The sequence below is a fragment of the Microbacterium esteraromaticum genome (assembly GCF_014084045.1).
GTDB lineage: Bacteria > Actinomycetota > Actinomycetes > Actinomycetales > Microbacteriaceae > Microbacterium > Microbacterium esteraromaticum_D.
Genome location: NZ_CP043732.1, coordinates 541,589 through 553,966, shown reverse-complemented (window position 1 = coordinate 553,966; position 12,378 = coordinate 541,589). Strand labels below are relative to the sequence as shown.

Annotated in this window: 12 protein-coding genes; 4 read left to right on the top strand and 8 right to left on the bottom strand. The window is 69.3% G+C overall.

What is annotated here, in order from left to right; all coding sequences use genetic code 11:
* Nucleotides 1-99: 99 nt before the first annotated feature.
* Nucleotides 100-1,140 (top strand): NAD(P)H-dependent flavin oxidoreductase, encoded by a 1,041-nt coding sequence (locus tag FVO59_RS02720; protein WP_182254395.1) that lies wholly within the window; start codon nt 100-102, stop codon nt 1,138-1,140.
* Nucleotides 1,141-1,147: 7 nt separating this feature from the next.
* Here FVO59_RS02720 and purU read toward each other — a convergent pair whose 3' ends face one another.
* The gene (purU, locus tag FVO59_RS02715) at nt 1,148-1,999 is read right to left on the bottom strand and encodes a formyltetrahydrofolate deformylase (protein WP_182254393.1); all 852 of its coding nucleotides are present in this window, start codon (nt 1,997-1,999) and stop codon (nt 1,148-1,150) included.
* Nucleotides 2,000-2,074: 75 nt separating this feature from the next.
* Between purU and FVO59_RS02710 the strand changes: the two genes are divergently transcribed.
* On the top strand, nt 2,075-2,536 hold the full coding sequence (locus tag FVO59_RS02710) for a glutaminase (RefSeq protein WP_182254385.1): 462 nt from the start codon (nt 2,075-2,077) through the stop codon (nt 2,534-2,536).
* Nucleotides 2,537-2,566: 30 nt separating this feature from the next.
* Here the strand turns inward: FVO59_RS02710 and FVO59_RS02705 are convergent, their stop codons facing one another.
* Nucleotides 2,567-3,328, bottom strand: a complete 762-nt coding sequence (locus tag FVO59_RS02705) for an SDR family NAD(P)-dependent oxidoreductase (protein WP_182254383.1) — start codon at nt 3,326-3,328, stop codon at nt 2,567-2,569.
* Between the two features lie 63 nt (nt 3,329-3,391).
* Nucleotides 3,392-4,708 (bottom strand): histidinol dehydrogenase, encoded by a 1,317-nt coding sequence (gene hisD / locus FVO59_RS02700; RefSeq protein ID WP_182254381.1) that lies wholly within the window; start codon nt 4,706-4,708, stop codon nt 3,392-3,394.
* Nucleotides 4,709-4,779: 71 nt separating this feature from the next.
* Between hisD and FVO59_RS02695 the strand changes: the two genes are divergently transcribed.
* Nucleotides 4,780-5,730 carry a LysR family transcriptional regulator gene (locus FVO59_RS02695; RefSeq protein WP_182254379.1) on the top strand — a complete coding sequence of 317 codons (951 nt, stop codon included), beginning with the start codon at nt 4,780-4,782 and terminating at the stop codon, nt 5,728-5,730.
* An 18-nt stretch (nt 5,731-5,748) separates the two neighbouring features.
* Here the strand turns inward: FVO59_RS02695 and FVO59_RS02690 are convergent, their stop codons facing one another.
* From FVO59_RS02690 to FVO59_RS02675, 4 genes are all read right to left on the bottom strand, one after another.
* The gene (locus tag FVO59_RS02690; RefSeq protein WP_275943030.1) at nt 5,749-6,630 is read right to left on the bottom strand and encodes an amino acid ABC transporter ATP-binding protein; all 882 of its coding nucleotides are present in this window, start codon (nt 6,628-6,630) and stop codon (nt 5,749-5,751) included.
* Nucleotides 6,623-7,276: an amino acid ABC transporter permease gene (locus FVO59_RS02685; protein WP_182254377.1), complete on the bottom strand. Its 654-nt coding sequence runs from the start codon at nt 7,274-7,276 to the stop codon at nt 6,623-6,625. Before FVO59_RS02685 ends, FVO59_RS02690 begins: the two co-directional genes overlap by 8 nt.
* 54 nt (nt 7,277-7,330) lie before the next feature.
* Nucleotides 7,331-8,137 carry a substrate-binding periplasmic protein gene (locus tag FVO59_RS02680; protein WP_182254376.1) on the bottom strand — a complete coding sequence of 269 codons (807 nt, stop codon included), beginning with the start codon at nt 8,135-8,137 and terminating at the stop codon, nt 7,331-7,333.
* Nucleotides 8,138-8,293: 156 nt separating this feature from the next.
* Nucleotides 8,294-9,010 (bottom strand): glutamine amidotransferase-related protein, encoded by a 717-nt coding sequence (locus FVO59_RS02675; protein ID WP_182254374.1) that lies wholly within the window; start codon nt 9,008-9,010, stop codon nt 8,294-8,296.
* 99 nt (nt 9,011-9,109) lie between these two features.
* On the opposite strand from FVO59_RS02675, the gene FVO59_RS02670 reads away from it, so the two are divergent.
* Nucleotides 9,110-11,671 carry an ATP-dependent Clp protease ATP-binding subunit gene (locus tag FVO59_RS02670; protein WP_182254372.1) on the top strand — a complete coding sequence of 854 codons (2,562 nt, stop codon included), beginning with the start codon at nt 9,110-9,112 and terminating at the stop codon, nt 11,669-11,671.
* A gap of 45 nt (nt 11,672-11,716) precedes the next feature.
* On the opposite strand, the gene FVO59_RS02665 is transcribed toward FVO59_RS02670, so the two are convergent.
* A complete protein-coding gene (locus FVO59_RS02665) occupies nt 11,717-12,280 on the bottom strand; it encodes a LysR substrate-binding domain-containing protein (protein WP_182256441.1) in 564 nt (187 codons plus the stop codon).
* Nucleotides 12,281-12,378: the final 98 nt, after the last annotated feature.

Below are 12,378 nucleotides of genomic sequence, written 5' to 3'. Positions count from 1 at the left end.
GACGCTAGGCGCTGGGCCGGATCGGCGCACGGGGGTTGACGGATCGCTTGCGCGGATGCGAAGGGCCGGCACACGCCATCGCGGGCGTAGCCTCGGAGCATGAGTGATCTTCGCGAACTGCTCGGCATCAGGCATCCGGTCGTCCTCGCGCCGTTCGGCGGGCTCTCGTCGGTCGCCCTGACCGCCGCGGTGAGCGAGGCGGGCGGACTGGGGTCGTACGGCCTCTACGGATACGACGGCGAGCGGATCCGCCGAACGGCCGCCGCGCTGCGCGCCGCGACCACCGCTCCGTTCGCGCTGAACATCTGGCTGCCCACCGGCGACGAGGTGTCGCCGGGCGGTGAGCACGACGGGTACGCCGCAGCGCTCGCCGACTTCTTCGAGGAGGTCGGCATCGAGCCGCCCGCACGGCCCGAGCAGTACCTGCCGAGCCTCGACGAGCAGCTCGACGCCATCTGGGACGCGGCGCCCGCCGCGCTCAGCGTGGTCTTCGGCGTGCCCTCCCGCGAGCTGGTCGAACAGGCGCACAGCCGGGGCATCCGGGTGATCGGCGCCGCCACGACCGTCGCTGAGGCGCGGGCGCTGGAAGCCGGGGGCGTGGACGCCGTCGTCGCGACCGGAGCGGAGGCGGCCGGTCATCGGGTGTCGTTCCTCCGCCCCGCCGAGGACTCGCTGGTCGGTCTCCTCTCACTGCTGCCGCAGGTCGCGGATGCCGTGCGCGTGCCGGTCATCGCAGCCGGCGGCATCGGCGACAGGCGCGGAGTGGCCGCGGCGTTCGCACTCGGAGCCTCGGGGGTGCAGGTCGGCACGTCGTTCCTCGTGACGGCGGAGTCGGCGGCGAACGACGCGCATCGGGCGGCGATCCGCTCGACCGCGGCCGACGAGAGCGTGCTCACCCGCGCGATGAGCGGGCGGCTGTCACGCGGCGCGCCCAATCGAGCGGTGCGCGAGATCGAGGCATCAGGAGCCGTCGCGCCGTTCCCGGCGCAGAACTGGCTGACCGGGCGCTTCCGCGCCGTCGCCGGGCAGCGGGGGATGGGTGAGCTGCTGTCGCTGTGGCTCGGCCAGTCGGCACCCCTCGCGCGCGGCCGCACGGCGGCCGAGGTCTTCGCCGAGCTGGTGGCGGGGCTGCCGGCCTGACGCGAGGTCAGAGGATGACGGTGGACCGGCCGTGCACGATCACGCGGTCCTCCGCGTGCCATTTCACGGCGCGGGCCAGGACGTAGCGCTCGACGTCGGCGCCTCGGCGCTGCAGTTCGGCGGCGGACTCGGCGTGGGTGACGCGGGTGACGTCCTGCTCGATGATCGGGCCCTCGTCGAGATCGGCGGTCGCGTAGTGCGCGGTCGCGCCGATGAGCTTCACGCCCCGCTCCTTGGCTCGGGCGTACGGGTTGGCGCCGATGAAGGCGGGCAGGAACGAGTGGTGGATGTTGATCACCGGAGCGCCGAGTCGCTCGATGAAGCCGTCGGTGAGGATCTGCATGTAGCGTGCCAGCACCACCAGGTCGACGTTGCCCTGCAGCAGCTCGAGCTGACGCGCCTCCATCGCGGCCTTGTCGCCGGCGGGGATGTGCATGAACGGCACGCCGAAGGAGCGCACCGACTCGGCGAGATCGGGATGGTTCGAGATGACCATGGTCACGTCGATGTCGAGCTCGCCTCGCTGGGTGCGCCACAGCAGCTCCATCAGGCAGTGGTCGTACTTCGACACGAAGATCGCGACGCGCTTGCGCGTGGAGGTGTCGTGCAGCGACCACTCCATGCCGAAGCGATCAGCGACCTGGGCGATCGAGCTCTCGAGCTCGGGTCGCCTGGCGGCGAGCCCGTCGAGATGGATGACGGTGCGCTGGAAGAAGCGTCCGCCCTCCTCGTCGGTGGAGTGCTGGTCGAGTGAGATGATGTTCGCCCCGTGCGATGCCAGCACTCCGGCGACCGCGGCGACGATGCCAGGCTGGTCGTCGCAGGCGATGAGAAGGCGTGCGGTGTCGGTGTGCGGCATGGATGGCTCCTGAGCTGGGTGTCTGTCGATTCTGCCCGCATCCGGCGGGCGGGGCCCAATCGTTACCCTGGTCGGATGGACACTGCCGACGATCTGCTGCGAGACGCGCGTACGCGTCTCGCAGGTGCGCCACGCGAGTCGCTCGGCCTGCAGCGCACGTCGCGATGGCGCGGCGATCGGATCGTGCGCGCCGGATCCGCCTGGCACCTCGGCGTGCTGCTGCTCACCGACGACGGAGTGCTCTCGACCGCCGAGATCCTTCGCGCGGCCGAGCCCGTGCGGCGCGGGTACGCGGCCGACTCCGCTCGGGCCAGAGCGGAGCGGAGGGCGCAGGCCCGCCGCGGCGGCTTCGCCGAGGGCGAGGTCGTGCACGTCGCCTGGCAGGTGCTGGATGTCGCCGCAGTCGATGCCGGCGGGGCATCCGGACCGCTCGCGACGGTCGACGGGGTGCCGAGCGTTCGCTGGTCGCCCGGCGGCGCGCTGGTGCCGCTGCGCGGCTATCTCGACGAGCGGATCGCGCTCCTGCTCGGTGCGTGAGTGAGGTGCCCGACGACGGCCTGCCGTTCGTCACATGCGGAAGTGCGAGGCGCCGTTCAGGTCGAGGATCGTGCCAGACGCCCATGCGGCGTCGGGCGAGGTGAGGTAGAGCACCGCGGCGGCCACTTCCTCTGCCGTCCCCACGCGACCGAAGGGGCTCTGTCCGCGGATGCTGTCGCCGGAGTCCCCGCTCAGCTTCGCCGCCTGGCGATCCGTGGCGATGAAGCCGGGAGCGATGGATGCGACCGAGATGCCGTGCGGTGCCAGAGCGCCGGCCATCGTCTGACCGAAGGCATGCAGCCCGGCCTTGGAGGCGGCATAGGCGGGGTGCTCCGGCTCGCCGCGGAATGCGCCGCGGGAGCCGATGTTCACGATCGCCCCCGGAGCGCGCCGGTCGATGAGATGGGAGCTGACGAGCATCGTGATGCTGGCCGCCCCGATGAGGTTCACATCCAGCATCCGTCGCCACTGTCGCTGCCAGACCTCGTACGTGCTGTCGTCGACCGGATGCCGGTTCGCCGCATCGGGGGCGACGGCCGCGTTGTTCACGAGGATGTCTATCGACCCCATCGCGGAGACGGCCTGCTCGACGATGGAGCGGGCGGCGTCCGGGTCGGCGATGTCCCCTCCGGCGAGGGCGTGCCCCGTTCCGGGAAGCGAGTCCAGCGTGGTCTGCGCGGCTTCGAGGTCCTGGCCGTAGTGCACGGTCACCGTGTCGCCGCGACGGGCGAGAGCCTGAGCGATGGCGCGGCCGATGCCTCGCGAACCGCCCGTGACGAGAGCGTTGGCCATGATCCTCATCCGTTCCGTCGCGGGGGGCGATGCCTCGTGCGAGGCACCGCCCCGGCGCGAACGTCAGTCGCGGTAGCGATCCAGTCGCATCTGCGCGGTCGCCTCGTGCGCGGCCATGCCCTCCGAGGCCGAGATGGTGACGACGGCTTCGGCGAGCAGCGGCGTCGCCTCCTTCTCGATCCGCTGGTAGGTCAGCGGCTTGAGGTAACGCGACACCGAGAGGCCCGCACTGTGCTTCGCGCCGCCCGCGGTGGGAAGCGTGTGGTTCGTGCCGGCCATGCCCTTGTCGGAGTATGCCACGGTGCTCCACGGTCCGAGGAAGATCGAGCCGTAGTTGCGCAGGTTGTCGTGGTACCACTCGTCGTCGGCGGTGATGACCTCGAGGTGCTCCGGCGCGAGGTCGTCCATGAGGGCGGCCGCGACCTCGCGGCTGTCGGCGACGGTGACCGAGCCGTAGTCGCGCCATGCCGGACCGCAGATCTCGCGGGTGGCGATGGTCTCGAGCTGGCGCTCGACGGCCGCGATGACGTCGCGCCCGTGCTGCTCGTCGGTGGTGACGAGGGCCGCGGGCGAGTTCGGCCCATGCTCCGCCTGTCCGAGGAGGTCGGCTGCGACCAGCTCGGGATCTGCCGTCTCGTCGGAGATGACGGCGACCTCGGACGGCCCGGCGAGAAGATCGATGGCGACCCGGCCGAACAGCTGGCGCTTGGCCTCTGCGACGTAGGCGTTGCCCGCGCCGACGAGCATGTCGACCGGCAGATCGTCGATGAGGCCGAAGGCCATCGCCGCCAGCGCCTGGACGCCGCCGAGAAGGAACACGCGGTCGACACCGGAGACGTGCGCGGTGTACAGCACGGCGTCGTTGGGGCGGCCGTCGGGCTGCGGCGGCGTGCAGGCGACCACATGCGGCACGCCGGCGGCCTTGGCGACGCCGACGGTCATGAAGGCGCTCGCGGTGAGAGGGAAGCGTCCCGCGGGCATGTATGCGCCGACACGGCCGACCGGGATGTAGCGGACGCCGGTGTGCAGCCCGGGGGCGAGCTCCATCTCGAAGTCGACGTGACCCTCGCGCTGGCGCCGCGCGAAGCCCTGGGTGCGCTCGGCGCCCAGCTCGATCGCCTCGCGGAGGCGGGCGTCGATGCGGTCGCCGCTGCCGGCGATGTCGGCTGCCGAGATCTCGAAGTCCGTCCCGTTCCAGCGGTCGAGACGCTGGGCGTAGTCGCGTACCGCGTCGAGGCCGCGCTTCTCGATGTCGAGCAGCATCGCCGAGACCGTCGCGACGACCTCGGGGTCGCGCTGTGCGGCGGGGACGTCAAGGGGGGTCTTCAGCCGGGTGAAGCGGCCTTCGAGCTTCGCAAGGACAGGGTCTGTGAACTTCATGCTCTGAGGCTAGGAACGCCCGAGATGGCGCACAACGGGAGCAACACCTGTGACATGCATAGGATGAGGCTATGACGATCACGCAGCTTCGCGCATTCGTATATGCGGTCGCGGGCGGATCCTTCACCGCGGCCGCCGAAGCCCTCGGGGTCTCCCAGCCGACGGTGTCGGCCCTCGTGCGCAAGCTCGAGGACCATCACGGTGTGGAGCTGCTCATCCGCGCCGGGCGGACGCTCACCCTCACAGCCGCGGGCGCCGAGCTGCTCGGCTGGGCCCGCCAGATCGTCGATGCCTCGGAGCAGGCCGACAACGCCATCGCGGAGCTGCGGGGCCTCCGCCGCGGGACCATCTCGCTCGGGGTGCTCAGGAACGCGAACTTCTACTTCCTGCCCGAGATGGTCGAGCAGTTCCGCAGGCAGTACCCCGAGGTGCAGCTGCGGCTGTTCGGCCAGAACTCGTTCGAGGTCGTCGAGGGAGTGCGCGAGGGGTCGCTGGAGGCGGGGATCGTCGTGCTCCCCGTGCCCGATGACGAGCTCGAGGTGTTCCCGCTGATCAGGGACGAGGTCCTGTGGGCGAGCGTCGACCCCGCGCATGTCGCGGCGCCGGTGACGATCGATCAGATCGTGGCCCATCCCGTGGTGCTGTATGACGCGAGCTACAGCTGGAACGACCCCACCAGGCGGCAGCTCAGCGAACGCGCCCAGGAACGCGGACTGCGGCTCGAGCCGCAGGTCGAGGTGGAGTATCTCGAGGCGGCGCTCGAGCTGGTCGTGCGCGGTGTCGGCGACACCATGGTCTCGCGGGCTGTGACGCAGAGCAGGAGCTTCCCGCGAGGGGTGCATGTCGCGCCGTTCGAGGTGCCGATGTACGACACGATCGCCTTCATCCGTCGCCGCAACAGCGTGCTCTCGCCGGCCATCGTCGAGCTGATCGACCTGGTCGGTCGCCTGCTGCGCCACAGGGCGCCGGTCGCCGATCAGCTGCAGCGGGCCGCCTTCCGGCCGGAGGCGCCGCAGCGCTGATCGGCGACGCCGTCGTCCCTACGCCTCGTCGTCCAGCTCGTCGACGACGGGCACGACCTCGGTCTCGGGCGTGGAGAGGATGCCGGAGCGGCGCAGCAGTGCGCGCGTCTTGCTGTGCTGCGGATTCCCGAACACCGTCTCGGGTGCCCCCTGCTCGACGATGAGCCCGCCGTCCATGACGACGATGCGGTCGGCGATCTCCCTGGCGAACTGCATCTCGTGCGTCACGATCATCATCGTCGTGCCTGTGGCCGCGATCTTCTTGATGACCGCGAGCACCTCGCCGACGAGCTCCGGATCGAGCGCGGACGTCGGCTCGTCGAACAGCAGCACGCTGGGCTCCATCGCCATGGCCCTGGCGATCGCCACACGCTGCTTCTGCCCTCCCGACAGCCGCGACGGGTAGTTGTCCATGCGGTCCTGCAGTCCGACGAGCGCGAGGGCGGGCTCGGCGAGAGCACGGGCATCCGCTTTCGACATCTTCTTGACGTCGAGGAGAGGAGCCATCACGTTCTCGATCGCGGTCTTGTTCGCGAACAGGTTGAAGTGCTGGAAGACCATGCCGATGTCGGTGCGCTTGCGGGCGGTCTCGCGGGCCGACTCCGCGGCCAGGTCGCCGTTGCGCTCGCGGTATCCGACCAGATGACCGTTGACGAGGACGCGCCCCGAATCGATCGTCTCCAGCTTGTTGATGCAGCGCAGCAGCGTCGACTTGCCCGATCCGCTGGAGCCGATGAGCGCGACGACCTCTCCCGGTGCGACCTCGAGGTTCACGCCCTTCAGCACCTCCAGTGCCCTCCGCGTGTCCTTCCGGCCGGTGAGGCGCTGCCAGAGGGTCGGCTTCTCGCCGATCTGGAAGACCTTGTGCACATCCTTGATGCTGATCACTGCGTCATGCACGAGCTCGCGCCTTCCTCTCGAGAACGATGACCAGACGCGACAGGGGCAGCGAGAGCGCGAGGTAGAGCAGTGCCGCGGCCGTGTAGATCTCGACGGTCTGGAACGTCTGGGCGTTCAGGGTGTTCGCCGTCTTGAGGATCTCGGACACGGCGATCACCGAGGTGAGAGCGGTGTCCTTGACCATGGCGATGAAGTAGTTGCCGATCGGGCCGAGCGCGATCTTGAACGACTGCGGGATCACGATCCGCCACAGCGCCTTGGTCGGCGTGTATCCGAGCGACAGGGCGGCCTCCGTCTGGCCGCTGTCGACGGCGAGGATCGACGTGCGGTACACCTCGGACAGATACGCGGCGTAGTTCAGGCCGAGGCCGATGATCCCCGCCATGATCGGATCGAGCTGGATGCCGATGACCGGCAGCACGAAGTAGATGTACACCAGCTGCACCAGCAGCGGCGTTCCGCGCATCACCTCGACGAACACGGTCGAGATGCCGCGCAGGATCCAGCTCTGCGAGATCCTCGCCAGCGCGACGAGCAGGCCGAGGGTGAGGGCGAGCACCATGGCGCCCACGGCGAGCTGGGCGACGACGGGGATCGCCTTGATCAGATCGGGAAAGACGCCGATGACATTCTGGATGAACTCCACGGTCTTCCTTTCAGCGTCGGACGGGGGCGCAGGAGAGACCCCGTGTGTCGGAGGTCATTCGGCGACGTTGTCGGCGTTGAGACCGTACTTCTCGAGGATCTCCATGTACTTCGGCGATGCCTTCAGGTCGGCGAGCGCGCCGTTGAGCTCGGAGATCAGCTCCTTGCTCTCTTCATCCTTGCGGAACGCCGCGGCGATCGTGCCCGGGAAGTAGGGCTCGTAGGGGGTGACGAGCTTGACCTTGTCGTTCGGGTTCTGGGTGAGCGCCCATGCCACGACGGCCTGGTCGGTGAAGGCGGCGTCGACCTGCTTGTTGGCGACGGCCTGGAGCATGTTCGCCTGCGAGTCGTACATCTTGATGTGGGCCTCGTCGGTCAGATCCTGAGCGATCTCGAGGTGCGTCGCCCCCGTCATGACGCCGATGGTCTTGCCCTTGGCGTCGTCGCGCGACGTGAGGTCGGAGTCGGCGGGGACGACCATGCCCTCACCCTGGTAGTACCAGGTGTCGGAGTAGGCGAGCGTCTTCTTGCGCTGGTCGGTGACGTAGAGGCCGTCGGCGATGAAGTCGGCCTTCTTCGACAGCACGGTCTGCGGCATGGTCGCGAAGTCCGTGACGACGACCTCGAGCTTCCAGTCGAGCTCGTCGGCCATCGCCTGCAGCATGTCGCCGTCGATGCCGGTGAGCTCGTTCGTCTTCTTGTCGATGAACGAGAACGGCGCGTCGTTGGAGGTCACGATCGTGACCGTGCGCTGGCCGTCCTCGCCGGACGCGTTCGAATCGCTGGCTGATCCGCAGCCGCTGAGAGTGACGGTGGCAGCCACGAGGGCTGCGATCAGGGCTGCGTTCTTGCGGATGCTCATCGGGTTGATTCTTCCTGTCGGGAGTGCGCTGCGACAGTGCAGCAGTGCTGATCAGTTTCAAGAATGGTGACTCATTGGACAAGGCCTCAACCTTCTATGTAAGCCATAGTGTTCGACTATGGCTCGTCTCCGGGCATGCGTCGAGGGCCCTCGACGTCAGCCGCCGATGAGGCGGGGGAATCGCGCGAGCAGGTCGTCGCCGTCGACGGATGCGTCGAGGATCGCCCTCTCGGTGCGCGCGTAGTCGCGCGGGTCGAAATAGCCGGATGCCCGGTACACGGCCATCCGATCGGCGAAATCCTGCGGTGACGCCTCGGGGTGGAACTGGGTGGCGTACAGCCGATCGCCGACCCGGTACGCCTGCACGGTGCAGGCGTCGTTGGTGGCGAGCAGCACCGATCCCGGCGGTGTCGCGCGGGCTGACTCCTTATGCGCCGTGAACACCCTCAGGCTGGGAGCGCTCGGGCCGAACAGGCGATCCTCGAGGCCTGCCCCGGTGAGGTGCACCTCGGTCGCGCTCGCCTGCTCGGGCTGCTCGGTGTGCACGCGGCCGCCGAGCAGCCTGGTGACGACGCCGATGCCGTAGCACGTGAACAGCGCCGCGGCTGCTCCGTCGAGCACGCGGCCGGCGATGCGCTCGAGATCGCGCTCGACTGCATGCTGGTGCTCGCCCTTCTGCGCGTCGGTGACGTTGAACGGCGACCCGCCGATGACGAATCCGTCGTACTGCTCCCACTCCACGGTCTCGAGCGACGCGTGCAGCAGGTCGAGGCGATCGAGCGTCCCGAGTCCGAGTCCCCTGCGGAAGGAGCGGTGCTCGGCGTCGGCCGCGCTCCGCTCGGGTCGAACGCACACGTACAGCACCGAGGACATGCGCCGAGTCTATTGGGCGGTTTGACGTCGACCGGGAATATCGTTCATCATCTGATGTTGAAGTTGATAGAAGTGCGCTCAACTTTGAGAGGAAAGGTAATGCCCAACGACTTCAACGACGCGGGTGCGGGATCCTTCGATGAGTTCCTCGCCCGTTATCTCGCGGGGGAACGCAACCGGCAGGCCCGTTCGATCGACCTCGCCCGGTTCCTCACCGCGCGCACGCAGCAGATCCTGCAGCGTGCCGGTCGTTTCGCGCTCGAGCGCGGTCAGACCGACCTCGACTCCCTGCACGTGCTGCGGGTGATCGTCGAGGATGACGCGGTCTCGAAGGCGATCCGCCACATCGGCGTCGACCCGCAGTCCATCGTCGCCGCCGTCGATGCGGGTCTTCCCGTGCCGGCCGAGCCCGCGGGACTCGGCGCGGCCACGATCACGCCGAGCGCCAGCCGAGCGCTGTTCCACTCGTACCAGGTGGCGCGCTCGTCCGGCGCGACCTACATCGATCCCGAGCACCTGTTCTTCGCGCTCGTGCTGGGGCAGGACGTACCGGCCGGTCAGATCCTCGCCCGCGCCGGGGTCACAGCGGAGGCGCTGACGCAGAGCCTGCGCGAGCCGGTGGCGACGGGGGTCGACGGGGTCGACACGTCCGAGCCGCAGGCCGATCATGCAGCAGCGACCCCCATGCTCGACCAGTACGGTCTCGACCTCACGGCGCGAGCACGCGCCGGCGAGCTCGACCCGGTGATCGGACGCGCCGACGAGATCGAGCAGACGATCGAGATCCTGAGCCGTCGCACCAAGAACAACCCCGTGCTGATCGGAGAGGCGGGCGTCGGCAAGACCGCCATCGTCGAGGGCCTCGCCCGTGCGATCGTGGAGGGCGCCGTTCCCGCTCAGCTGAAGGACCGCCGCGTCGTCGCGCTCGATCTGCCCGCGATGCTCTCCGGCACCCGCTATCGCGGTGACTTCGAAGAGCGCCTGACGAAGACGATGGACGAGATCGCCGCGCACAAGGGCGAGGTCATCGTGTTCATCGACGAGGTGCACACCGTCGTCGGCGCGGGCGGCTCCGGCGACAGCGGCGGCATGGACGCCGGAAACATCCTCAAGCCGCGCCTCGCGCGCGGAGACCTTCACCTCGTCGGCGCCACCACGCTCGGCGAGTACCGGCGCATCGAGAAGGACCCGGCACTCGAACGCCGCTTCCAGCCGGTCAGGGTCTCCGAGCCCTCCCTCGAGGACGCCGTTCTGATCCTCGAGGGGCTGCTGCCCGCATACGAGGAGCACCACGCCGTGTCGTACACCTCCGATGCCGTGCGCGCCGCCGTGGAGCTGAGCGCGAGGTACCTGCCCGACAGGGTGCTCCCGGACAAGGCCATCGACCTGATCGATCAGGCCGGCGCGCGGCTGCGGCTGCGCCTGGGCGTGGTGCCGGATGTCGAGAAGCTGTTCGCACAGCTCGCCGAGCTCGAGTCGCGCAAGAACGCGGCTGTGGCCGCCGAGCACTACGAGGAGGCCTCGCGCATCCGCGACGAGATCGTGGAGGCGCAGCACCGCATCGATGCACTCGGCGGCGCGGCTCCATCGCGACCGACGGAGGAGGCCGTCGTCGACGAGGCGCAGATCGCGGCCGTGGTGTCCAGGGCCACGGGCATCCCCGTGAGCCGTCTCACCGAGACCGAGCGCGAGCGGCTCGGCGACCTCGAGGCCGATCTGCACGCTCGCGTGATCGGGCAGGACGACGCCGTGGCGGCGGTGGCCCGCGCCGTCAGGCGCAGTCGCACCGGAATGGGCGACGCACGACGACCGGTCGGGTCATTCCTGTTCCTCGGTCCGACCGGTGTCGGCAAGACCGAGCTGGCCAAGGCCCTCGCCGACCGCCTCTTCGATGACGAGAACGCCGTTATCCGCTTCGACATGAGCGAGTTCGGCGAGCGGCACACCGTCTCGCGTCTGGTCGGAGCGCCTCCTGGTTACGTCGGGTACGACGAGGCCGGTCAGCTCACCGAGCGGGTGCGGCGCAACCCGTACTCGATCGTGCTGTTCGACGAGATCGAGAAGGCGCATCCCGACGTGTTCAACCTGCTGCTGCAGGTGCTCGACGACGGCCGACTGACAGACGGCCAGGGTCGCACGGTCGACTTCCGCAACACGGTGATCGTGATGACGTCGAACATCGGCTCGGAGTTCCTGGCGTCGCGCTCGGGCGCCCTCGGATTCGTGGCCTCGCAGGACGCGTCGGCCAACGGATTCGCGTCGATGGACGACCTGCGCGCCAGGGTGATGGGCAGGCTGCGCGAGGCCATGCGGCCGGAGTTCCTGAACCGGATCGACGAGATCGTGCTGTTCCAGAAGCTCGGCCGCGACGAGCTGGGACGGATCGTGCGGCTCATGCTGCAGGCCACATCGCAGCGTCTCGCCGGTCGCGATGTCTCGCTGGATGTGACGGATGCCGCCGTGCAGTGGCTGGGCGAGAACGGCTATGAGCCGGAGTACGGTGCGCGCCCGCTGCGTCGCCTGATCCAGCGCGAGGTCGATGACCGGATCGCCGACCTGTTCGTCACGGGCGAGCTCGTCGACGGAGGCCGTGTTCGCGTGGACGGCGTGGCGGGCACCCTGTCGGTCGCGGTCGCGTCGCCGCAGCGCTCCGCCGCCTGATCACGCCTTCGGGATGACCCCCGCCCTCACCCGTGAGGGCGGGGGTCATCGCGATGAGTTCGCGGTGCGGCCGCGCACGATGCCGATGAACGTCTCGACGTCGGGTGTCGTCCTCTCGCGAGGCCAGGCCAGCGCCACCGTCGAGGTGCGCCCGCCCAGGAGCGGGCGATAATCGGCATCCTTGCGATGGTGCAGTCTGGCGAGCGACATGGGCACCACCAGGACTCCGACCCCCGATGCCACGGTCGCGACCGCCTCCTCCGTGGTCTGGATCGTCGGGAACGACGGCTCGTCCGTCGGCAGGTCGAGCGGGCCGAGCACGTCGTCGCCGGGAGTGATGAGCACCTGGCCCGCGAGGTCGTCCGGCGTCAGCTGATCGGTCGCCATGAGGAACGAGTCGGCGGATGCCACGACGACGGGCACCTCGTCGTAGAGGGGGATCACATGCAGCTCGTCGCGGTCGTCGATGGGGAGGCGGACCAGTGCGGCATCGAGGTCGCCGACAGCGGTGCGCTGACCGGAGAAGGTGATCGGGATGAGCTCGATGTCGACGTGGGGCATCCGCTCCTTCCAGGCATCGACCCATCTGCCCGGGGTGGCGCCGGGGATGACGCCGAGGCGGAACGCGCGCGGCGTCTCGTCGACCGGGGGCGTCGGCGCGGGCTGGGGGAGGGGCGCGGCGCGCGCTTCGGTGCGGGCCTGGCGCT